This window comes from Rhizobium leguminosarum (assembly GCF_010668065.1).
Classification (GTDB): Bacteria; Pseudomonadota; Alphaproteobacteria; order Rhizobiales; family Rhizobiaceae; genus Rhizobium; species Rhizobium leguminosarum_S.
Map to the genome: position 1 here is coordinate 376,366 of NZ_WUEN01000002.1, position 23,377 is coordinate 399,742.

Sequence of the window (23,377 nt, forward strand, 5' to 3'; positions counted from 1 at the left end):
GCCGCTTGTCTCCATAGAAAACGATGTGCAGACAACGTCTTACCCCACAGGGAGGAGGCACTCCTTTATCTTGGCGTCCCTTTTGCGTGTTGCCAGACCACATCGAACTCTTCTCTCGATATCACCTCTGGTTTGAACTCCGGGTCAGCCGCGATGATCTCCAAGGAAGGGAAAGGTTCGATGCCCAGCCTAGTGCTGCCCGACATCTCATTGCGGTCTGCAAAGTCCTTCCTGCCATCAGCGTAGGCCTCAACCTTTCGGACCTCCCACATATCAGAGTCCAATTCGCTGTAGAGCAGCACGGGTGTGTCCGGCGACGAGTGCAACCATTTCACTTTGATATATTTCATTGTCGAGGCACCTTTCCGCTGCACATAGTCCTGCTGGCCAGATCGAGCGGGATTTCAGTGGGAACCGGCTGCCAGCTGTACAATCTATTTTCAAAGAATGACTGGTAGAGCGAAACGGCGGGGCTTCCGTTTGGCAAGCGGCCCAGCCTCAGCCCAGAACCAGAACGCAGCGCACCTCAGTCTTCACCGAATTGGCGATGAAACATTCGTCGTGGGCGCGATGGTGCAGGCTTTCCAACTCGCTTAGCGAGGGCTGCTTTTCGCCGCTGAAGACGACATGCGGACGGAGGGTCACGACGGTCATGGCAAGGCGGCCTTCGGCATTCTTCTCCATGATGCCCTCGGCGGCATCGGTGTAGCTGTCGACGCAAAAGCGCTGTTTGGCGGCGATCGACAGGAACCAGAGCATGTGGCAGCTGGAGAGCGAGGCGACGAAAGCCTCTTCCGGATCGACGGCATCCTCGGCGGAATAGGGCAGCGGAACGACGTGCGCGGAAGAGGAGGCCCTCACCTCGATGCCGCCGTCGAAGGTCCAGCGGTGGACGCGGCTGTAGCGGTTGTCGGTGAAGGTCTCGCCGTTGCGCTGCCAGGCAATCGTTGCGCCGTATGTTGCCATCCTTGTCTCCTTTTTCCACACAATTCCGGACGCAAAACCGCGGCAAACTTTTGCTGGAATTGCTCTATTTCGCGAATTCGGCCAGCTGCGTCATGATGACGGCAGCGCCCTGCAGGCGTTTTTCCGGCGTCGGCAGGTCGCGGGTCAAGAACAGGCTGTGGTCGGGACGGATCTTCGCCATCGTGCCCTGCTTGCCGATATAACCGACGAGGTTGGCCGGATTGGGGAATTCCTTGTTGCGGAACTGCACGACGACGCCCTTCGGGCCGGCATCGAGCTTTTCGACATTGGCGGTGCGGCAGAGCGACTTGATGTAGACGATCTTCAGCAGGTGCTGAACTTCGATCGGCATCGGGCCGAAGCGGTCGATCATCTCGGCGCCGAAGCCGTCGATCTCCTTGAGTTCGGTGATTTCGCCAAGGCGGCGGTAGAGCGCCATGCGCAGATGCAGGTCGGGAACGTAAGTTTCCGGGATCATCACCGTCGTGCCGACGGAGATCTGCGGCGACCAGCCGGTGTCGTGGATCTCGTCGACCCCCTTCACCTCTGCGACCGCCTCTTCCAGCATCTGCTGGTAGAGTTCGAAGCCGACCTCCTTGATGTGGCCGGACTGCTCCTCGCCGAGCAGGTTTCCGGCGCCGCGGATATCGAGGTCGTGGCTCGCCAGCTGGAAGCCGGCGCCGAGCGTATCCAGCGACTGCAACACCTTGAGGCGACGCTCTGCGGTTGCCGTCAGCACCTTGTTGACCGGCAGGGTGAAGAGCGCGAAAGCGCGCACCTTCGAGCGGCCGACGCGGCCGCGCAGCTGATAGAGCTGGGCAAGGCCGAACATGTCGGCGCGGTGGACGATCAGCGTATTGGCGGTGGGTACGTCGAGGCCGGATTCGACGATGGTGGTCGACAACAGCACGTCGTAACGGCCTTCGTAGAAAGCGTTCATGATGTCTTCGAGTTCGCCGGCCGGCATCTGGCCATGGGCGACGGCGACCTTCAGCTCCGGCAAATCCGACTGCAGGAAGGCATGCACGTCCTCGAGATCGGCAAGCCTTGGGCAGACATAGAAGCTTTGGCCGCCGCGATAATGCTCGCGCATCAGCGTCTCGCGGATGACCAGGCTGTCAAAAGGCGAAATGAAGGTGCGCACCGCCATGCGGTCGACCGGCGGGGTGGTGATCAGCGACAATTCGCGCACACCGGTCATGGCGAGCTGCAGGGTGCGCGGGATCGGCGTTGCCGACAGCGTCAGCACGTGCACGTCGCTTTTCAGCTCCTTCAGCCTCTCCTTGTGCTTGACGCCGAAATGCTGTTCCTCGTCGATGACGAGCAGACCGAGATTGGCGAATTTGATGCCGGCGCCGAGCAGCGCATGGGTGCCGACGACGATATCGGTCTTGCCTTCCGCCACTTCCTTCTTGGTCAGCGCCAGTTCCTTGGCGCCGACGAGGCGCGAGGCCTGCTGGATGCGCACCGGCAGACCACGGAAACGGTCGGAGAAGGTCTTGAAATGCTGGCGGGAAAGCAGTGTCGTCGGCACGACGACGGCGACCTGGGCGCCGTTCATCGCCGCGACGAAGGCAGCGCGCAGCGCCACTTCGGTCTTGCCGAAGCCGACGTCGCCACAGACGAGGCGATCCATCGGCCGGCCGGCACCGAGATCGGAGCGCACGGCTTCGATGGCGTTTTCCTGGTCCTCGGTCTCGTCATAGGGGAAGCGGGCAGCGAATTCGTCGTAAAGGCCTTCCGGCGTCGTCAGCATCGGCGCGTGGCGCGTCAGGCGCTCGGCGGCGATGCGGATCAGCGCATCGGCCATGTCGAGCAGGCGCTTCTTGAGCTTGGCCTTGCGCATCTGCCAGGCGCCGCCACCGAGCTTGTCGAGCTGGGCTTCGGTGCCCTCGCCGCCGTAGCGCGAGAGAAGATCGATGTTTTCGACCGGCAGGAAGAGCTTGGCCTCGTCGGCATATTGCAGTTCGAGGCAGGCATGCGGCGCGCCTGCGGCCTCGATGGTCCTCAGCCCGATGAAGCGGCCGATGCCGTGTTCGGCGTGGACGACGATCGAGCCCTCGTCGAGGCCCGCGACCTCCGAAATGAAATCGGCGGCGCGCTTGCGGCGCTTGGAGCGGCGCACCATACGGTCGCCGAGGATATCCTGCTCGCCGATGACGACGAGATCGCCGGCCTCGAAGCCGGCTTCGAGGCTGAGCACGGCAGCGGCCGCCTCGCCTCTCGCCAGCGAGCCGACATCCTTCAGCGCCTCGATCGGCTTGACCTTTTCGAGGCCGTGCTCGTTCAGCACCTGCAGCAGGCGTTCCAGCGAGCCTTCGGTCCAGGCGGTGACGAGCACTTTCGCGCCGGCGGCGCGGCGGTCGGCGATATGCTTGACGACGACGTCGAAGATGTTGATGCGTTCGGCATCGCCGCCGCCTTCGGCGTTCGAGCGGGCCCAGCGCTGGCCCTGGCGGGCGTCGACATTGAAGACCCGCCGCGCCTCGCCCTCATGCTCGTTGAAGGGGCTGATGCGGATCGCGCCGAGCGCATCGAGGGTTTTGACGAAAAGCTTGCTGTCGAGATAGAGCTGGCCCGGCGTCACCGGCTTGTAAGGCGTGCCCTGCGTCATCCCCTTGGACGGCTGGCCGGAGTTCAGGCGGGCGTCGTAATAATCGAAAACGAGCTTGGAGCGCTCTTCGGCTGCTTCACGCACCGTATGGTCGATGACGATCCGGAAGCCGCTCAAATAATCGAAGACGGTATCGAGCTTCTCGTAGAAGAGCGGCAGCCAGTGCTCCATGCCGGGGTAACGGCGGCCTTCGGAGACGGCAAGATAGAGCGCGTCGTCGCGTGTGGTCGCGCCGAAAGCGGAGAGGTAATTCTTGCGGAAACGGCTGATCGTATCGGGCGTCAGCGTCACCTCGCTCATCGGATTGAGATCGAGGGAACGCACCTGCCCGATCGTGCGCTGGCTGGCCGGATCGAAGGAGCGGATGCTCTCCAGCGTGTCGCCGAAGAAATCGAGGCGGACCGGCTCTTCGGAACCCGGCACGAAGACATCGAGAATGCCGCCGCGCACCGCATATTCGCCGACTTCGCGAACGGTGGCGACCCGCTCGAAGCCATTGCGCTCCAGGCGGCCGGCGAGATCGTCCATGCGCAGCTGGTTGCCGGGACGGGCCGAAAAGCTCAGGCTTTCGATGACATCCTGCGGCGCCACCTTCTGCAGCATGGCATTGGCGGTGACGAGCACGATTGCCGCATGCGGCTTCTTGCGATGGGCGATGAGGCCACCGAGCGCAGCCAGCCGGCGGGCCGAGGTGTCGGCGCTCGGCGAGACGCGGTCATAGGGCAGACAGTCCCAGGCCGGCAGGGTGAGAACCGGAATGTCGGGGGCGACGAAGCTCAGCATCTGTTCGAGATCGGCCATGCGGTGGCCGTCGGACATGACATAGGCGACCGGCTCTCCCGTTCGGGCGAGCTCGGCGAGCAGCAGCGTTTCAAGACCTGCCGGCACATTGCCGATCGTCAGCGGCTCGGCAACGGCAGCAAGCTTCTTCGCATCGAAACCAGGGATCATTCCGGCGTCCTGAGGGGCTTGTCAAAATCGGGCTTGTAGGCGGCGATGCGGGCAAACATCGGTGTCTGGAAACGCTCGGGCACCGGCCATGTTCCCATGACCCAGCGGACGAGATCATTGTCCTCTTCGGCCATGATCGTCTCGAACTCGTCGAGCTCGGCTTCCGACAGCATCGCGATCTCGGCCTCGGCGAACTGGCCGAAGACCAGATCCATTTCGCGCAGCCCGCGATGCCAGCAGCGGAAAAGGATCCGGCGGCGGCGCGGGTCGAGACCGGCACTCGTGAGCGTGACACCTGTCATGGCATTACCTTCCTGTTGATGCGCCTCTATAGACCCTGGAAAGCGGCTTGTCAGCCTTGCCAAGGCCGCATTGTTCATCGCATTTTGGCCGCATGCGCCCCGCCATTCTCGATCCTCTGTTTTCTCCCATTTCGGGCCTTCCAGGCGTCGGCCCGAAGATCGCCGACCTGCTGGTCAAGCTGCTCGGGCGCGAGACGCTGGAGGATTCCCGGGTCATCGACCTGCTCTTCCACGCGCCCTTCTCGCTGATCGACCGGCGCAACCAGCCGGGTATCGCCCGTGCGCCGCAGGGCGCGATCGTGACGATCACGGCGCGCGTTGACCGCCACCAGGTGCCGCCGGGCGGCAAAAGCAATATCCCCTACCGCGTCTTCCTGCATGACGAGACCGGCGAGCTGACGCTCGTCTTCTTCCGCGGACAGGCGGCGTGGCTGGAAAAGCAGCTGCCTGTTGACGCGGAAGTGACGGTCAGCGGCAAGATCGACTGGTTCAACGGCCGCGCCTCGATGGTGCATCCCGACTATATCGTCAGGGCCGACGAGGCGGAGAGCCTGCCGCTGGTCGAGCCGATCTATCCGCTGACGGCGGGACTTTCGCCGAAGACGCTGCGCAAGATCATCGACGCCGGCCTGCCGCGTTTTCCCGAGCTGCCGGAATGGATCGATCTGGCGCTGACGGAGAAGCAAGGCCTGCCGTCGATCCGCGACAGTTTCCACATGCTGCACGAGCCGCGCGATCCTGGGGATATCGACCCGCAGGCCCCTGCCCGGCGGCGGCTTGCCTATGACGAATTCCTCGCCGGCCAGCTGTCGCTGAGCCTAGTGCGGCAGAGGCTGCGCAAGGTGGCCGGCCAGCCGGTCACTGCGACCGGCGCCATCAGCAGCAAGATCCTGAAAACCTTGCCCTTCTCGCTTACCGGCAGCCAGAACGAGGCAATCGCCGAGGTTTTGAAGGATATGGCCGGCAACGAGCGCATGCTGCGGCTGCTGCAGGGCGATGTCGGTTCCGGCAAGACGCTGGTGGCGCTGATGGCGATGGCGGCGGTGATCGAGAGCGGCGGCCAGGCCGTGCTGATGGCGCCGACCGAAATCCTGGCGCGGCAGCACCATGCAACGATCTCGAAATTCGCCGTCTCCGCCGGGCTCGGCATCGAGGTGCTGACCGGGCGCACCAAGGGACGCGAACGGGAGGAAATCCTGGAGCGAATCGCCTCGGGCGCCGCCCAGATCATCATCGGCACGCATGCGCTGTTCCAGGACAGCGTCGCCTACGCCAATCTGATGCTTGCCGTCGTCGACGAGCAGCACCGTTTCGGCGTGCATCAGCGCCTGCGGCTGACCGCCAAGGGCCTCTCGCCGCATATGCTTGTCATGACGGCGACGCCGATCCCGCGCACGCTGGTGCTCGCCGCCTTCGGCGATATGGACGTCTCCAAGCTCACCGAGAAACCGGCCGGCCGCAAGCCGATCCAGACGATCACCGTGCCGATGGAACGGACCGGCGAAATCGTCGGGCGGCTGCAAAGCGCAATCACCGAGGGCAAGAAGGCCTACTGGATCTGCCCGCTGGTCGAGGAGTCCGAAGAGCTCGACCTGATGTCGGCCGAGGAACGGCATGCAACGCTGGTCTCAGCACTTGGCCCCGGTATCGGCCTCATCCACGGTCGCATGAGCGGGCCGGAGAAGGACGCGGCGATGATGGCGTTCAAGAACGGCGAGACCCGGCTGCTCGTCGCCACGACCGTCGTCGAGGTCGGTGTCGACGTGCCGGATGCGACGATCATGGTGATCGAACATGCCGAACGCTTCGGCTTGGCGCAACTGCATCAGCTGCGCGGCCGCGTCGGGCGCGGAGACGAAGCCTCGACATGCATCCTGCTCTACAAGGGGCCGCTCGGCGAGACCGGCCATGCCAGGCTTTCGATCATGCGGGAGACGGAGGATGGCTTCCGCATTGCCGAGGAGGACCTGAAGCTGCGCGGTGAAGGCGAATTGCTCGGCACAAGGCAATCCGGCACGCCGGGCTTCCGCATCGCCAGCCTCGAGGCGCATGCCGACCTGTTGGAGATTGCCCGCAAGGATGCCGCTTACCTCATCGAGCGGGATCCGGAGCTGACCAGCGAAAGGGGAGCGGCGATTCGCACCCTGCTCTATCTCTTCCGCCGCGACGAGGCGATCCGTTTTCTTAGAGCGGGTTAATCAGCCTTGGAAACCGCGACCGGCTTCGGCCGCGGCAAATGCTTCTGCTTCGGATCAGCCGGCTTGTGTTCTGGCGCCACGAGCCCGCCTGAAATCAGGAACTTGGCGGCGTCTTCCGGCGACATATCGAGCATGACGATCTTCTCGCGCGGTACGAAGATGAGGAAGCCGGCCGTCGGCACCGGCGTCGGCGGCAGGAAGACGGCGACCATGTCCTGGCCCATGGCATTGAACTTCGAAGCGATTTCGCCCTTGGCGTCGGTGGCGATGAAGATCAGTGCCCAGAGGCCGGGACCCGGATATTCGATGAGGCCGACCTTCTTGAAGGAGTTCGCCTGTTCCTTCAGCACGGTTTCGAAAATCTGTTTCACGCTTCTGTAGATCGTGCGCACCAGCGGCATGCGCTGAACGATCGATTCGCCGAAACGGACGATGCTCTGGCCGATGAGGTTCTTGCCGAGAAAGCCGACGACGGTGATCAGCACGATGGCAATCAGCAGGCCGAAACCGGGAATGGCGAAATTGAGATAGCTTTCCGGATTCCAGCGCGCTGGAATATAGGGCCGGACCCAACTGTCCGACCAATGGATGAAGGTCCAGGTCAGCCAGATGGTGATCGCGATCGGCGCGCAGATGATCAGCCCTGCGAGAAAATTGTTCCTCAGCCGCGTCGCGACCGGCATTCTGGGGGTGTTGTCGGTCATCGTTTCCTGATGATCTCCATCTCAGTCGTGGACAGGCCGGTACGCCGGCCCTTCCCCCTTGTCCGCAGACCAAAATTGCCAGAATTCGGGGCGTCGCACAATATGTTTCGGCGCGACGGTCGCGGCGTTACAGGCTTATTCCACGGTCACGGATTTCGCCAGGTTGCGCGGCTGATCGACATCGGTGCCCATGAAGACGGCGGTGTGATAGGCGAGCAGCTGGATCGGCAGCGAAAAGATCATCGGCGCGATGATTTCATCGACCACAGGCAGGGTGATCGTCGCCATGGTCGGCAGTTTCGAAGCGGCTGCACCGGCCTCGTCGGTGATGAAGATGATGCGGCCGCCGCGGGCCGCGACCTCCTGCATGTTCGAGACGGTTTTTTCGAAGAAGCGGTCGTAGGGGGCGATGACGATGACAGGCATGTTTTCGTCGATCAGCGCGATCGGTCCGTGCTTCAATTCGCCGGCGGCGTAACCTTCGGCGTGGATATAGGAAATTTCCTTGAGCTTCAGCGCGCCTTCCATGGCAAGCGGGAAGCTGGTGCCGCGGCCGAGATAGAGCACGTCCTTGCACTTCGACAGCTCGCGCGACAGGCTTTCCATCTGCGGCTGGATAAGGTTCAGCACCCGGCTCATGATGCGCGGCATTTCGGCGAGATGGCGCACCAGCGCCCTCTCCTCGTCAGCACTCACCGTGCCACGCGCCTTGCCGGCACCGATCGCCAGCGCTGCCAGCACGGCGAGCTGGCAGGTGAAGGCCTTGGTCGAGGCGACGCCGATTTCGGGGCCGGCCATGATCGGGAAGACGGCGTCGGATTCGCGCGCGATCGTCGATTCGCGGACATTGACGACGGCGCCGATTTTCAACCCGTTGTCGCGGCAATAACGCAAGCATGCCAGCGTATCGGCGGTCTCGCCGGACTGGGAGATGAAGAGTGCCGCCTGTGACGGCGACAGCGGCATTTCGCGGTAGCGGAATTCGGAGGCAACGTCGATCTCGACCGGCAGGCGGGCATAACGCTCGAACCAGTATTTGCCGACGAGGCCGGCGAGATAGGCGGTGCCGCAGGCCGAGATCGCCAGGCCGGTCGCTGCCTTGAAGTCGATCGCGGCCGCGTTGGCGCCGATCGTGTTCTCGGCGAAATCGACATAGTGGCTGAGCGCGTGAGAGATCACCTCCGGCTGCTCGTAGATTTCCTTTTCCATGAAGTGGCGGTGGTTGCCTTTGTCGACGACATAGGCGGTCGCCTGCGAGATCTGCCGGGCGCGTTTGACCGGCTTGCCGGAGAAATCGAGCACCGCGACACTGTCGCGGGTGAGGATGGCGCAATCGCCGTCGACGAGATAGGTGATCTCGTTGGTGAAGGGCGAGAGCGCGATCGCGTCCGAGCCGAGGAACATCTCGCCGCGGCCGTAGCCGACGGCAAGCGGCGGTCCGGAACGGGCGGCCATGATCGTGCCGGGATCGGCTTTGAGCATGATGGCCAGCGCATAGGCGCCGGTTACCCGGTTCAGCATCTTCAGCATGGCGGCGCGCGGCTCCAGGCCTTCGCGCAGGTATTTCGCCATCAGATGGGCAACGACTTCGGTGTCGGTCTGGGTTTCGAAGACCGACCCCTCCTCGGTCAGTTCGTCGCGAAGCTCGGAGAAATTCTCGATGATGCCGTTATGGACGACGGCGACGCCTTCGACGAAATGCGGATGGGCATTGGTCTCGTTCGGAACGCCGTGGGTCGCCCAGCGTGTGTGGGCGATGCCGACGGTGCCGGGCAGCGGTTCGCTGTCGAGGCGCTTTTCCAGATTGAACAGCTTGCCCTCGGCGCGGCGGCGATCCATCACGCCGTCATGAATGGTGGCGACGCCGGCGGAATCGTAACCGCGATATTCGAGACGCTTCAGCGCATCGACCAGGCGCCCGGCAACAGGCGCAGTTCCGACGATCCCCACAATGCCGCACATATAGTATCCTCACTAGGCCTCAACAATGAGGCCAGTCCTACCGATTCCTGCTTATTTCTCAATCACCTCGGCGGTCACTTTCAATTTCCGCCGGTTACGCAAGGCCGGTCAGGCTTTCGCCTTCTTCGCCGCCTTGATGGCGAGCGCACGCTCACGCAGCAGCGTCGCGCGGCCAGGCTTGATCTCCTGCCGGGCGCGGCCGAGCGCCAGTGCATCGGCCGGCACGTTGGCGGTGATGACGCTGCCGGAGGCGATATAGGCGCCGTCGCCGATGGTCACCGGCGCGACCAGCGAGGAATTGGAACCGATGAAGGCGTTTTCGCCGATTACCGTCTCGCTCTTGTTGACGCCGTCATAGTTGCAGGTGATCGTGCCGGCGCCGATATTGCTGCCAGCGCCGATGACGGCATCACCGATATAGGTGAGGTGGTTGACCTTGGCGCCCTCGCCGAGCCGGCCGTTCTTGACCTCGCAGAAATTGCCAACCTTCGAACCGGTACCGAGATCCGCACCGGGCCGCAGCCGCGCAAAGGGTCCGACGGTCGCGCCCTGGCTGACATGCGCGCCTTCGATATGCGAGAAGGCATGGATGACGGCGCCGCTGTCGATCACCGCGCCGGGACCGAAGACGACGTTCGGCTCGATCAGCGCGTCCTGGCCGATGACGGTATCATAGGCGAGAAAGACCGTTTCCGGTGCGATCATGGTGACGCCTGAAAGCATCATCTGGTGGCGGCGGCGCTCCTGCCAGAAACGCTCGATGACGGCGAGTTCGGCACGGGTGTTGCAGCCGGTCATCTCGATCTCAGGAGCATCGACGGCGGTGACGCGTCCGCCGAGCGAACGGGCGATCTCGACGAGATCGGTCAGATAGAATTCACCCTTGGCATTAGCGTTGCCGATGCGCGAGAGAAGATCGAGCGCCTTTCTGCCGTTGATCGCCATCAGCCCGCTGTTGCACCAGGTGACGGTGCGCTCGGCATCGGTCGCATCCTTTTCCTCGCGAATGGCGATGAGTTCGCCGTCCTTGACGAGCAGGCGGCCGTAGCCGGTCGGGCGGTCGGTGTGGAAGCCGATGACGACGACATCGCTGCCATCGGTAAGGCCCTGGCGGGCGGCCTTGAGCGGTCCGTCGGTCTGGAGCGGCACATCGCCATAGGTGACGAGGATATCGTCATAGCCCTGGGCGATCGCTTCGCGTGCCGCCAGCACCGCGTGGCCGGTGCCGAGGCGTTCCTTCTGCAGATAGGATTCGATACCGACGCCGGCAATGCTTGCCGCCTTTGCCACGTCCTCGGCATCACGGCCGACCACAAGGGCGACGGACGAGATGCCGGCGGAGGCGACCGCCTCGACCACATGGGCGATCATCGGCCGTCCGGCGACCGGATGCAGCACCTTCGATTTCGAGGATTTCATCCGCGTGCTGTCACCGGCGGCAAGGATGACGGCAAGACAAGTGCGTTCCATGATTTGCTCCGCGAATCCGCGCCATGAGGCGGCTTTATCGCCTCATACTGCAAAAATCCCTAAATCGGAATCGATTTAAGGATAAATCGCTGTCGATATGCAAAGCCTTCACAAAGGTGAAATTGCGGCCGAAATCGATCCTATGATGGCCTCGGAACCGCGGGCCGCGAAGGCTTCGTGCACATGAATGCGACCGTCCAGGATGACGTCCTCCATCGCACGGCGCGCGGCGGCGTTATCGCCGGACACGATCGCATCGACGATGCGCATATGGGTGTCGGCGATATTGGCGAAGCCGTTTTCGGTTGGCGGCGTGCTCATGCGGAACATTCCGACGAGAGCCGCTTCGATGAGGCTGCCCAGTGTCCGCATGAAGGGATTGTGCGAGGCTTCGGCGATCGCCAAATGAAAATGAAGGTCGGCGAGTGCCAGGCTGTCGGCCGTATGACCCGCCGCTGCCATCTCGAGCGCCAGCTCGCGCAGCGTCTCGATCTCCTCGGCATTCGCCCGTTCAGCGACGAGACCGGCGGCGAAGGGTTCGAAGGCGAGACGAATATCGTAGAGCTGCAGCAGGAATTCTTCCGTCACGCCGTTGTCGAAGTGCCAGGCGATAATCTCGCTGTCGAACATGTTCCAGAGATTCTTCTCGGTCACACGCGTGCCGACCCGGGCCTTGGCGACGACCATGCCTTTGGCGGCAAGCGTCTTCATCGTCTCGCGCAACACGGTGCGGGACACTTTGAAACGCTGCGCCAGTTCCGTATCGCCTGGCAGGATCGAGCCAACGGGATAGGTGCCGGCGACGATCGCCTTGCCGAGTTCGTCGACGACCTGAGCGTGGCTGGTCCGCGTTCTGCGCCCCGTTTTGCGTGTCTCGTCCAATTTGTAGCGCAAGCGATCCGTCTCCCCCTCAGGCGTACCTCTTGTTCAGACTGGAAACGAACAGGATGGCTTTCTGCATCAGGATGAATGCAAACAGCAGAAGGCCAATCAGGATCTTGGTCCACCAGCTCGACAGCGTGCCGTCGAAGGTGATGTAGGTCTGAATGAGCCCCTGGATCAGGATACCGATCAAGGTTCCCGCCACGAATCCCGCTCCTCCGGTCAGCAGCGTCCCTCCGATGACGACCGCTGCGATGGCATCGAGTTCGACGCCGACCGCTGCAAGAGAATATCCGGCAGAGGTGTACAGCGAAAAAACGATCCCGGATAGACCCGCCAGAAAGCCTGACAGTGCATAGATCTGGATTGTCGTGCGGCCAACCGGCACGCCCATCAGCCGCGCCGTCTGCGTACCGCCGCCAAGCGCATAGACATTGGTGCCGAAGCGGGTGCGCTGGGCGATGAAGATGCCGACGGCAAAGACCAGAAGCATGATGCCGCCGATCAGCGTCAGCCGCCCGCCACCGGGCAGACGATAATAGAGGCTCGTCAGCGTCGAATAATATTCGTGGTTGATCGGGATGCTGTCGATCGAGAGCACGAAGGCCATGCCGCGTGCCAGGAACATGCCGGCAAGTGTGACGATGAAGGCCGGCATTTCGAGATAGTGGATGATCGCGCCCATGATACCGCCAAAGGCAGTGGTGATGACGAGCACCAGCGCGAAAGCGAGCAGCGGATGGATCGAGGTGTTCTGCAGGATCACCGCGAGGAAAACGCCGGTAAAGGCGATGACCGAGCCGATCGACAGATCGATGCCGCCCGAAATGATGACGAAGGTCATGCCGACGGCGGCGATGCCGAGAAAGGCGTTGTCGGTCAACAAATTGCCTATGACGCGCGTCGACAGAATGTTCGGATATTGCAGCGCGCAGCCGGCATAGGCGAGCACGAAGATAACGATGGTCGCAAGCAGCGGCAGGTATTTGGAGTTCATTTCGGCTGCTCCCTACCGCCCTGCCGGCGGCTGGCGAAGATGGCGAGCGATTGTACCGCCGGCGACTGGATGACGAGGATGACGATAATGATGACGGCCTTGATGATCAGGTTGAATTCAGGCGGGAAGCCGGCGGACAGGATGCCGGTATTCACCGCCTGGATGATCATTGCGCCGATCAGCGATCCGAGAATGCTGAAGCGGCCGCCGAGCAGCGAATTGCCGCCGACGACGACGGCAAGGATTGCGTCGAGCTCCAGCCATAGGCCGGCATTGTTTGCATCGGCGCCCTTGATGTCGGCTGCGACGATGATGCCCGCGATCGAGGCGCAGAGTCCGCTCAGCATATAGACCGCCATCAGCAGCACCGGCGTTTGAATGCCGGAGAGCGTGCTGGCGCGGCGATTGATGCCGACGGCCTCGATCAGCATGCCGAGCGCCGTGCGGCGGACGAGCAGGATGACGAGCAGGCCGACGAGAAACCAGATGACGACAGGCATCGGCAGGAGAGCCAGCGAACCGCTGCCGAAGAAGGTCAGCCCGTCATCGTTGAAGGTCAGGATGGCGCCTTCGGTGATCAACTGGGCGATGCCGCGGCCGGCCACCATCAGCACCAGCGTGGCGATGATCGGCTGGATATTGAGGACTGCCACCAGGAACCCGTTCCAGACGCCGCAGGCAAGCCCAACAGCAAGCGTTAAGATAATGGTGTAGGTAACTGAATTTCCTGAAACAATCGACGATGCGGCCACGGCGCCGCAGATCGCGATGACCGCGCCGACGGACAAGTCGATGCCCTTGGTGGCGATGACCAGCGTCATGCCGATCGCCAGCAGCGCTACCGGCGCGCCGCGGTTCAGCACGTCGATCAGGCTGCCATAGAGCCGGTCATTCTGAACCACGACATTAAAAAACTGCGGCGACGTGATGAAATTCAACAAAAGAATGACAACGAGCGCAATCAATTGCGGCGCCAGGCGATATGCCAGCGCTTTCAGGGAGGACCTCATGCATCCTCCATCTTGTGTTCGGCGGCGGCAATGGCTTCGACGATGCCGGCAGCGGTGATACGCTCGCCTGTCAGTTCGGCGATATGCTGCCTGTCGCGCAGTACGATGACACGTGAACTATAGGCGACAAGCTCTTCAAGTTCCGAGGAAATCACGATCAGCGACATGCCGCCGGCGCAGAGTTCTTCGATGAGCCGGATGATCTCGGCATGGGCACCGACATCGATGCCGCGGGTCGGCTCATCGAGGATCAGAAACTTCGGATTGGTCGCCAGCCAGCGGGCGAGGATCGCCTTCTGCTGATTGCCGCCGGAGAGTAGCCGGATTGGCTTCTCGCGATCGGTGGTGCGAATATCGAGCGCCTTGATGTAGCGGTCGGCAAGCGCATTCTGCTCGGCGCGCGACAGCGGCCGCGTCCAACCGCGGCGGGCCTGCAGCGCAAGTGCGATGTTCTCGCGGATCGACAGGTCGCCGATGATGCCATCGGTCTTGCGGTCCTCGGGGCAGAAGCCGAAGCCCTTTGCGATCGCCGCGCGCGGGCTCGAAATCGTCGCCGGCTGGCCGTCGATCGTGGCGCTGCCGCTGTCGGCATGCTCGATGCCGAAGAGCAGTTCGGCGGTTTCGGTGCGTCCGGAACCGAGCAGCCCGGCGATGCCGACCACCTCTCCGGCGCGCACATCGAGATCGAAAGGCTTGACCTTGCCGCGTTTGCCGTAGCCTGAAAAACGGTATAGGACGTCGCCGGCCGCGAGGCTGCGTTCCCTGACCGTCTCCTCGACATGGGCCAGTTCGCGGCCGAGCATCATGGCGATCAGGCCCTGGCGCGGCAGATCGGCGGCGTCGCGGGTGCCGACGAGCTTGCCGTTGCGCAGCACGGTGATACGGTCGCTGATCGCATAGACCTGCTCGAGAAAATGGGTGATGAAGACGATGCCAAGGCCTCGCTTCTTCAGGTCTTCGATGATGCGGAAGAGCAGCGCCACTTCCTGATTGTCGAGACTTGCGGTGGGCTCGTCGAGGATCAGCACCTTGCCGGAGAGATCGACGGCACGGGCGATGGCGACCACCTGCTGGACGGCGACGGAGAAACGGCCGAGTTCGGCGGTGACGTCGATATCGACGCCGTAGCCGGAGAGCAGGTCGCGCGCTTTGCGGTTCATTGCACGGACGTCGGTCATGCCGAAGCGCCTCGGCTGGCGGCCGAGAAAGAGATTTTCGGCAACGCTCAGATTGGCCAGCAGGTTGACCTCCTGGTAGACCGTGCCGATGCCGAGCTTCTGGGCGGCGAGCGTATTGGCCGGATTGATTTCCTGGCCGTCCAGCGTCAGGCTGCCCTCGTCACGATGATAGGCGCCGGTGATGCACTTGATCAGCGTCGACTTGCCGGCGCCGTTTTCGCCCAGCAATGCGTGCACCTCGCCTCTGCGGAGCGTGAAATCGACCTTATCCAGAGCCACTGCGCCCGGAAAGAATTTCGATATTCCGGAAGCCGCGAGAACGTTCTCGAAATCGTGAATCATAAGGGTCTGTTTTCCTGATATTGACGCCAAAAGCCGCGCCGGGGCCGGACATGATGTCCCAAGGCGGCAAAGGCAGTTCCGCACCGGTCCATGACGGGCCGGTGCGGTTCTACAGCGCCCCTCGTCTTTTCGAGACGCATAAGGACGCTGTAGCGCTTTGAATTGCTGCATGATTTATCCCGAAATCGAATGCCGATTTAAGGAGTTATGCAGCGGTGTCATATCAGATCAGTAGCCCTGACCCTTCTTCTCTTCGAAGACCTTCAACGGCTCGTCGGCCGGCGTGTAGAGCTTGGACTCGGTCTGGATCCACTTGGCCGGAGCCTTCTTGTCCTTCAGATAGGCTTCGAGCGCATCGAAGGCCGGACCTGCCATATTCGGCGTCAGCTCGACCGTGGCATTGGCCTCGCCTTCGGACATCGCCTTGAAGATGTCCGGCACGGCGTCGATGGAGACGACGAGGATATCCTTGCCGGGCTTCAGGCCGGCTTCCTTGATCGCCTGGATGGCGCCGACAGCCATGTCGTCGTTATGGGCGTAGAGAGCGCAGATGTCCTTGCCGCCATTCTCGGCCTTTAGGAAGCTTTCCATGACTTCCTTGCCCTTGGTGCGGGTGAAGTCACCGGTCTGGCTGCGAACGATCTTGAGGTTGTCGTGGCCGGCAAGAGCCTCTTCGAAGCCCTTCTTGCGGGCGATGGCCGGCGACGAACCGGTGGTGCCCTGAAGCTCGACGACATTGCACTTCTTGTCGCCGACGGTCTTGACCAGGAAGTCGCCTGCGACCTTGCCTTCATGGACCAGGTCCGACGTCACCGCCGTCAGGTAGAGATCATCGGGAGCCTTGATGGTACGGTCGAGAAGGATGACCGGGATTTCGGCTTCCTTGGCTTCCTTGAGAACGTCGTCCCAGCCGGTTTCGACGACCGGAGCAATGAGAATGGCATCGACGCCCTGAGCAATGAAGGAGCGCAGAGCCTTGATCTGGTTTTCCTGCTTCTGCTGCGCATCGGCAAACTTCAGATCGATGCCGCGCTTCTTGGCCTGTTCCTTGGTCACGGTCGTTTCAGCCGCACGCCAGCCCGATTCCGAACCGATCTGCGAGAAGCCGACAGTGAGGCCGGCGGCCGAAGCCGAACCGAACATGCAGGCAGCCAGAATCGTGGCACTCAAAAGTGCAGTCTTCAATTTCATGATTTCCTCCCAATGCCGCATCTCGCGGCGCAAGGTCAAAAAATCATATAGTATTACTTTTGTAAATCGGAATCTTGGGATGCATTGCAGCAAAAAAAGAGCGCCCAGAAGGGCGCTCTTCGCATCCGCGAGATTAACTTGCAGGATTATTTACCCGGCAGTTTGTCGTCCACACCTTCGACATAGAAGTTCATGCCGAGCAGCGTACCGTCATCGGCCTTTTCGCCGGCCTTCAGCCAGGGCGTGCCGTCCTGCTTGTTGATCGGGCCGGTGAAGGGATGCAGTTCGCCGGATTTGATCTTGGCTTCGGTCTCCTCGGCGAGTTTCTTCACGTCGTCGGGCATGTTGGTATAGGGCGCCATCGTCAGGATGCCGTCCTTGAGGCCATCCCAGCTCTGCTCTGACTTCCAGGTGCCGTCGAGAAGCGCCTTGACGCGCTTGACGTAGTAGTTGCCCCAAGTGTCGATGATCGCGGTCAACTGGACGTTCGGACCAGCCTTGATCATGTCGGAAGCCTGGCCGAAGGCCTTGACGCCGCGCTGCTCGGCGACCTGCATTGGAGCGGTCGTGTCCGTGTGCTGGGTGAGGATATCGACGCCCTGGTCGATCAGCGCCTTGGCGGCATCGGCTTCCTTGCCCGGGTCGAACCAGGTGTTGACCCAGATAACCTTCATCTTGAAGTTCGGATTGACCGACTTGGCGCCAGTTTCGAAGGCATTGATGCCCATCACCACCTCGGGGATCGGGAAGGAGGCGATATAGCCGGCCGTGCCGGTTTTCGAGAGCTTGCCGGCGATAATGCCACTGATGTAGCGGCCTTCATAGAAGCGGGAATTGTAGGTCGCGACATTGTCGGCGGCCTTGAAGCCTGTCGCATGCTCGAACTTCACTTTCGGGAACTTCTTGGCGACGGCAATAGTCGGGTCCATGAAGCCGAAGGACGTGGTGAAAATCAGCGAGCAACCGGAGCGGGCCATGCGCTCGATCGCGCGTTCGGCATCCGGGCCTTCCGGGACGCTTTCGAGGTAGGGCGTCTCGATCTTGTCGCCGAATTCCTTCTCGAGCTGGAGGCGGCCGTTCTCATGGGCCTGCGTCCAGCCGCCGTCGGTGCGGGTGCCGACATAAACGAAGCAGACCTTGGTCTTGTCAGCCGCCTCGGCGGCCGAACCGATGCTCAGGACGAGGGCAGCTGTCGCTGCGAGAGCAAGTGCAAGTTTTTTCATATTGATCCCTGTTGGTTGGAAGTTTCGAAACCCGTCTTGTTTGTTGTTGTTCACCGGTCCGGCACGAAGGCTTTGCCGAGCGAGGCCGGCGTATTGATCAACGTCGTGCGCCGATTATGCGAGATGATGACGAGGACCACAACTGTCGCCGCATAGGGCAGCATCGAGAGGAACTGCGAGGGAATGCCGATGCCGAAGGCCTGCGCGTGCAGTTGCAGGATCGTTACCGCCCCAAAAAGATAACCGCCGGCCAGCAGGCGCCAAGGCCGCCAGGAAGCGAAGACGACGAGCGCCAGCGCGATCCAGCCGCGCCCGCCTGACATGTTCTCTGTCCATTGCGGCGTGTAGATCAGCGACAGCTGCGCGCCGGCAAGGCCGGCGCAGGCGCCGCCGAACATCACGGCGAGGTAGCGCATGCGGATGACGTCGATACCGAGCGCATGCGCCGAGGCGTGATTGTCGCCGATGGCGCGGATCTTCAGGCCGGTGCGACTCTTGAAGAGGAACCAGTTGACGGCGATAACGAGCAGGATCGACAGGTAGAAGATCAGATCCTGCTTGAAGAGGACCGTTCCGACATAGGGAATGGCCGAAAGCAGCGGGATTTCGATCGGCAGCAGCCGGACGCCGGGTGCCCCGACGAAGGCCTCGCCGAGCATCCCGGAGGCGCCGAGGCCAAGGATCGTCATCGCAAGGCCTGTCGCCACCTGATTGGCGACGAGTGTCAACGTCAGGAAGGCGAAGAGCAGCGAAAACACCGCGCCGCTGACGACGCCGCCGACAATGCCGATATAGGCCGAGCCGGTGAGCTGTGCCGTGGCAAAGGCACCGACCGCGCCCATGATCATCATGCCCTCGACACCGAGATTGAGAACGCCGGAGCGCTCGGTCACCAGTTCGCCGAGTGCGGCGATGACGAGCGGCGTGGAGGCGGTGATGACGGTCAGCAGAATGGCTTCGAAGATGCTCATGCCGCCTTGCCCCCTACCCGCGACCAGACCAGGCGGATTTTGTAATAGATCAGCGTATCGCAGGAGAGCACGAAGAAGAGCAGCAGCCCCTGGAAGACGCGGGTGACCTTGTCGGAAAGGCCGAGCGAAAGCTGGGCTGCCTCGCCGCCGAGATAGGTCAGCGCCAGCACCAGGCCGGATGCGATGATGCCGAGCGGATTGAGGCGGCCGAGGAAGGCGACGATGATGGCGGTGAAGCCGTAGCCCGGCGAGATCGCCGGCTGCAAATGGCCGATCGAGCCGGAGACCTCGCTGATGCCAGCAAGGCCGGCAAGAGCGCCAGAGAAGAGAAAGCTGAACCAGATCATCTTCTTCGACGAGAAGCCGGCAAAGCGCCCCGCCCGCTCCGATTGGCCGAGCACGACGATCTCGAAGCCTTTCAGCGTATAACGCAGCATGAACCAGGCACCAACCGCCGCAATGATGGCGAAGATGAAGGCCCAATGGGCGCGGCCCGACTCTTCCCAGATCGCCGGCAGCACTGCTTCCGGCGCGAAATCACGGGAAACCGGAAAATTGAAACCCTTCGGATCGCGCCAGGCGCCGCGGATCAGCCAATCGAGGAAAAGCTGGGCGATATAGACCAGCATCAGCGATGTCAGGATCTCATTGGTGTTGAAATGCGCCTTCAGCAGCGCCGGAATGGCGGCGAAGAGCGCACCGCCGAGCGCGCCCAATATCAGCATCAGCGGCAGCACCAGCGGCGAATGCCAGTCGTAGAAGATGATCGGCAGATAGGAGCCGGTGATGGCGCCGATGGTGAACTGGCCTTCGGCGCCGATATTCCAGTTGTTCGAGCGATAACAGACGGCCAGGCCGACGGCGATCAGGATCAGTGGCGCGGCCTTGATCGCCAGTTCGTGCAGCGACCAGACCTCGAGCAACGGCTCGACGAAAAAGGCGTCGAGTGCGGCGACCGGATCCTTGCCGAGCATGGCGAACATGATGGCGCCGAAGACCAGCGTCAGGACAAGGGCAAGCAGCGGCGAGACGAAGGCGAAGAGCTTCGAGACGTCGGGCCGTTTTTCGAGTTCAATGCGCATGGGGCGCCTCCGGGGCAGAGCTGCTCTCGTGCAGGCCGCCCATCAGCAGGCCGATCCTTTCACGCGTCAGTTCGCCCGCCGGGAACGGGCGGGAAAGACGGCCTTCGCAGATGACGGCAATATCGGTCGCCACTTCGAAGATCTCGTCGAGATCCTGGCTGATGACGACGACGGCCGAACCAGCTCTTGCGAGATCCACCAAGGCCTGACGGATGCGGCTTGCCGCCCCGGCATCGACGCCCCAGGTCGGCTGGTTGACGACGAGCACCGCCGGCTGGCGGTCGAGCTCGCGGCCGACGATGAACTTCTGCAGGTTCCCGCCGGACAGCGAGCCTGCGGCCGGATCATCGCCGCTCTTACGGACATCCATGGCCTCGGAAATGCGCCTTGCGGCGGATTTCACCGCAGCATGGCGGATGATGCCAAAGAGGCCCAGAAACGCTTTGCGGTCCGACTGGCTGCGGGCAAGGATGAGGTTGTCCGACAGTTTCATGGCGGAGACGGCGGCATGGCCGTGGCGCTCCTCCGGCACGAAGCCGGCGCCGAGAAGACGGCGGGCGGTAATGCCCTGATTGCCGACCGGCTTCTTGCGGATGACGATCGCCTCGGCCAAGGCGACCGGATATTCGCCCGACAGTGCGTCGAAGAGCTCGCTTTGCCCGTTACCCGCGACACCGGCAATGGCGAGGATTTCGCCGGAGCGCACCGCCATCGACACATCACGCAGCGACATGGCGAAAGGGGTGCGCGCGGCGACGGAAAGATTGGCGACTGCAAGCTGCACCTCGCCCTTGTCGCTGCGCTCCGGATGCGTGACGGTCGCCACTTCGCTGCCAACCATCATGCGGGCGAGAGAGGCAGGCGTTTCCCGTTTCGGATCGCAGGCGCCGGTCACGCGGCCATGACGCAGGACGGTGGCGCGATCGCAGATGCGCTGCACTTCTTCCAGGCGGTGGCTGATATAGAGAACCGAACGCCCCTCGGCGCGCAGCTTGAACAGCGTCTCGAACAGCTTGTCGGCCTCCTGCGGCGTCAGCACCGAGGTCGGCTCGTCGAGGATGATGAGCTTCGGGTTCTGCAGCAGCGCACGGACGATCTCGATGCGCTGGCGCTCGCCGACCGAGAGATCGGCCACATGGGCATGCGGGTCGAGCGGCAGGCCGTAGGCGATCGACAGCGCCCTCGCCTCCTCGGCGATCCTGTCGATCGGGATGGCGTCATCCAGCGACAGCGCGATGTTTTCGGCAACCGTCAGCGCCTCGAACAGCGAAAAATGCTGGAAGACCATGCCGATGCCGAGCTTGCGGGCCTCCCCGGGCGACGCGACCGCAACCGGCTGGCCCTGCCAGAGGATATGCCCGTCCGTCGGCTCGAGAACGCCGAACAGCATCTTCACCAGGGTGGATTTGCCTGCACCATTTTCGCCGAGAAGCGCATGAATTTCGCCCGGCGCTATATCGAGATCGATTTCATTGCAGGCGGCAAAGCCACCGAAAAACTTCGTTAGCTTCTGGACCGATAACAACGCGCCGGAATCCGGCACATTCAATGGCGACACGTTCCCCTCATTTCTTCTGCCAACCGGTCCGTTCGGATCTCATGGAATCAGCAGCGTCGTTCCTGTTGTTTTTCTTGTTTCCAGATCCGCGTGAGCCTGCCCAACCTCACGCAGCGGATAGGTTTGATTGATATTGATACGCACTTTGTTGCTTTGCACAATATCAAATAGCGCTTTGGCACTGTCGATCAGTTCCTGACGCGCGGCGATATAGGTGAAGAGCGTCGGCCGCGTCGCAAAGAGCGAGCCCCTCTGCGCCAGAGCCGCAAGGGTGAAATTCTCGATCGGACCGGAGGATTGGCCGAAGGAGGCAAAAAGGCCGCGCGGTTTCAGACAATCGAGCGACTGTGGAAAAGTATCCCGGCCGATCGAATCGTAGACGACATCCACACCCTTGCCGCCGGTGATGTCACGGACACGGTCGACGAAGCTGTCGCTCTTGTAGTTGATCACATGATCGTAGCCATGGGCGAGCGCCAGCTCGATCTTGTCTTCAGAGCCCGCCGTGCCGATGACGGTGGCGCCGAGCGCCTTTGCCCATTGGCCGGCGATCAGGCCGACGCCGCCGGCAGCGGCGTGGAACAGCAGGACCGTCTGCGGGCCGACCTTGAAGGTGCGGTTCAAGAGATATTCGGCGGTCATGCCCTTCAGCATCATCGCCGCTGCGGTCTTAAGCTCTATGCCTTCAGGCACATGCACCAGATGGCGCGTCTCGACATTTCGTTCGGCGCTATAGGCGCCGTCGGCGCCGGCATAGGCGACACGGTCGCCGACCTTGAAATCCTCGACGCCGGGGCCGACCGATGTCACGGTGCCGGCACCCTCCTTGCCGGTGACGAAGGGCAGATGCGGCGCCTTGTAGGTGCCGTTGCGGAAATAGACGTCGATGAAATTAAGCCCGACCGCCGCCTGCCTGATCTGCACTTCGCCCGCCGAGGGCGAGGGAAGATCGATCTCGACATAGTCGAAAACCTCCGGCCCGCCCGTCCTCGAAAATGAAACCGCCTGCGTTTTGGTCATCTGCCTATCCTAAGTTTCGCGTCCAAGGGCGGGGAAGAATTGCAGCACCGCGCCGATGACGTAAAGATAGGCTCCGGTCACGATGAAGAGAATGAGCGCCCATTCGGGTGTGTCGAAATGCATCAGCAGCGAAAAAATGCCCAGCCCCGACCACAGGAAAAAGACGCCGAGGTTGAGCGGGCGCAGCCTTTTGACCCGGACCGGGTGGAGGAAATTGATCGGCAGGAAGGTCAGCACCACCGAAACGATGACAACGGTCAGCGCCGTCGTGGCGCTGGCATCGATGACGAACAGCGTGAAGACGATCATGTTCCAGACGACGGGGAAGCCGGAAAAGAAATACTCGTCCGTCTTCATGCCCATATCGGCATAGTAGATGGCGCTGGAGACGACGATCATGCCGGCGGCGACGAAGGACCAGGGCTCGCCGATCATGCCGCTCTGATAAAGCGCGAAAGCCGGCAGAAGCACATAGGTGACGTAATCGATGATATTGTCGAGCGTATCGCCCGACCAGTTCGGTAGCACTTCCTTGACACGCACCTTGCGGGCGATCGGCCCGTCTATGCCGTCGACGAGAAGGGCAAGGCCCAGCCACCAGAACATGTCGATGAAGCGGTGCTCGGCGGCGGCGACGACGCCGAGAAAGGCAAGGAAGGAGCCGGATGCCGTCAGGATATGGACGGAAAAGGCGCGCATCTCCGCATAAGGAACACGCTTGTAGTTGAAAATCTTCATATTCCCCCGACCGCCCTA

At 62.2% G+C, this 23,377-nt stretch carries 19 protein-coding genes; 1 reads left to right on the forward strand and 18 read right to left on the reverse strand.

Features of this window, described 5'->3' with window-relative positions; all coding sequences use genetic code 11:
• Positions 1 to 65: 65 nt before the first annotated feature.
• From GR198_RS06325 to GR198_RS06340, 4 genes are all read right to left on the reverse strand, one after another.
• Positions 66 to 350: a DUF6881 domain-containing protein gene (locus GR198_RS06325; protein WP_029875199.1), complete on the reverse strand. Its 285-nt coding sequence runs from the start codon at positions 348 to 350 to the stop codon at positions 66 to 68.
• A 148-nt stretch (positions 351 to 498) separates the two neighbouring features.
• Complete coding sequence (locus GR198_RS06330) at positions 499 to 966, reverse strand: OsmC family protein (RefSeq protein ID WP_029875200.1); 468 nt, start codon at positions 964 to 966, stop codon at positions 499 to 501.
• Positions 967 to 1,030: 64 nt separating this feature from the next.
• Positions 1,031 to 4,531, reverse strand: coding sequence for a transcription-repair coupling factor (gene mfd, locus GR198_RS06335; RefSeq protein ID WP_029875201.1), 3,501 nt, complete (start codon positions 4,529 to 4,531; stop codon positions 1,031 to 1,033).
• Positions 4,528 to 4,833, reverse strand: coding sequence for an FAD assembly factor SdhE (locus GR198_RS06340; RefSeq protein ID WP_003539598.1), 306 nt, complete (start codon positions 4,831 to 4,833; stop codon positions 4,528 to 4,530). Before GR198_RS06340 ends, mfd begins: the two co-directional genes overlap by 4 nt.
• Before the next feature lie 92 nt (positions 4,834 to 4,925).
• On the opposite strand from GR198_RS06340, the gene recG reads away from it, so the two are divergent.
• Complete coding sequence (recG, locus tag GR198_RS06345) at positions 4,926 to 7,031, forward strand: ATP-dependent DNA helicase RecG (RefSeq protein ID WP_029875202.1); 2,106 nt, start codon at positions 4,926 to 4,928, stop codon at positions 7,029 to 7,031.
• Here recG and GR198_RS06350 read toward each other — a convergent pair.
• The 14 genes from GR198_RS06350 to pcsA form a co-directional block, all read right to left on the reverse strand.
• A complete protein-coding gene (locus GR198_RS06350) occupies positions 7,028 to 7,735 on the reverse strand; it encodes a DUF502 domain-containing protein (RefSeq protein WP_029875203.1) in 708 nt (235 codons plus the stop codon). The genes recG and GR198_RS06350 overlap by 4 nt on opposite strands.
• Before the next feature lie 135 nt (positions 7,736 to 7,870).
• The gene (gene glmS, locus GR198_RS06355) at positions 7,871 to 9,697 is read right to left on the reverse strand and encodes a glutamine--fructose-6-phosphate transaminase (isomerizing) (protein WP_029875204.1); all 1,827 of its coding nucleotides are present in this window, start codon (positions 9,695 to 9,697) and stop codon (positions 7,871 to 7,873) included.
• 108 nt (positions 9,698 to 9,805) lie between these two features.
• Complete coding sequence (gene glmU, locus GR198_RS06360) at positions 9,806 to 11,167, reverse strand: bifunctional UDP-N-acetylglucosamine diphosphorylase/glucosamine-1-phosphate N-acetyltransferase GlmU (protein WP_029875205.1); 1,362 nt, start codon at positions 11,165 to 11,167, stop codon at positions 9,806 to 9,808.
• Positions 11,168 to 11,275: 108 nt separating this feature from the next.
• Positions 11,276 to 12,061: a FadR/GntR family transcriptional regulator gene (locus GR198_RS06365; protein ID WP_029875206.1), complete on the reverse strand. Its 786-nt coding sequence runs from the start codon at positions 12,059 to 12,061 to the stop codon at positions 11,276 to 11,278.
• A 16-nt stretch (positions 12,062 to 12,077) separates the two neighbouring features.
• Positions 12,078 to 13,046, reverse strand: coding sequence for a galactofuranose ABC transporter, permease protein YjfF (yjfF, locus tag GR198_RS06370; protein ID WP_011651949.1), 969 nt, complete (start codon positions 13,044 to 13,046; stop codon positions 12,078 to 12,080).
• Positions 13,043 to 14,056 carry an ABC transporter permease gene (locus tag GR198_RS06375; protein WP_164067961.1) on the reverse strand — a complete coding sequence of 338 codons (1,014 nt, stop codon included), beginning with the start codon at positions 14,054 to 14,056 and terminating at the stop codon, positions 13,043 to 13,045. The genes yjfF and GR198_RS06375 overlap by 4 nt, the downstream gene beginning before the upstream one ends.
• Positions 14,053 to 15,576 carry a galactofuranose ABC transporter, ATP-binding protein YtfR gene (gene ytfR / locus GR198_RS06380; RefSeq protein WP_164067963.1) on the reverse strand — a complete coding sequence of 508 codons (1,524 nt, stop codon included), beginning with the start codon at positions 15,574 to 15,576 and terminating at the stop codon, positions 14,053 to 14,055. The genes GR198_RS06375 and ytfR overlap by 4 nt, the downstream gene beginning before the upstream one ends.
• A 228-nt stretch (positions 15,577 to 15,804) precedes the next feature.
• Entirely contained in the window at positions 15,805 to 16,767 is a 963-nt protein-coding gene (gene ytfQ / locus GR198_RS06385) for a galactofuranose ABC transporter, galactofuranose-binding protein YtfQ (RefSeq protein WP_029875209.1), read from the reverse strand.
• Between the two features lie 146 nt (positions 16,768 to 16,913).
• On the reverse strand, positions 16,914 to 17,990 hold the full coding sequence (locus GR198_RS06390) for a BMP family ABC transporter substrate-binding protein (RefSeq protein ID WP_011651947.1): 1,077 nt from the start codon (positions 17,988 to 17,990) through the stop codon (positions 16,914 to 16,916).
• 50 nt (positions 17,991 to 18,040) lie between these two features.
• Complete coding sequence (locus GR198_RS06395) at positions 18,041 to 18,961, reverse strand: ABC transporter permease (RefSeq protein ID WP_025394520.1); 921 nt, start codon at positions 18,959 to 18,961, stop codon at positions 18,041 to 18,043.
• On the reverse strand, positions 18,958 to 20,043 hold the full coding sequence (locus GR198_RS06400) for an ABC transporter permease (RefSeq protein WP_131642643.1): 1,086 nt from the start codon (positions 20,041 to 20,043) through the stop codon (positions 18,958 to 18,960). Before GR198_RS06400 ends, GR198_RS06395 begins: the two co-directional genes overlap by 4 nt.
• Positions 20,033 to 21,601: an ABC transporter ATP-binding protein gene (locus GR198_RS06405; RefSeq protein WP_131630450.1), complete on the reverse strand. Its 1,569-nt coding sequence runs from the start codon at positions 21,599 to 21,601 to the stop codon at positions 20,033 to 20,035. Before GR198_RS06405 ends, GR198_RS06400 begins: the two co-directional genes overlap by 11 nt.
• Before the next feature lie 39 nt (positions 21,602 to 21,640).
• Positions 21,641 to 22,621, reverse strand: a complete 981-nt coding sequence (locus GR198_RS06410) for a quinone oxidoreductase family protein (RefSeq protein ID WP_164052060.1) — start codon at positions 22,619 to 22,621, stop codon at positions 21,641 to 21,643.
• Between the two features lie 9 nt (positions 22,622 to 22,630).
• Entirely contained in the window at positions 22,631 to 23,359 is a 729-nt protein-coding gene (pcsA, locus tag GR198_RS06415) for a phosphatidylcholine synthase (protein ID WP_130825465.1), read from the reverse strand.
• Positions 23,360 to 23,377: the final 18 nt, after the last annotated feature.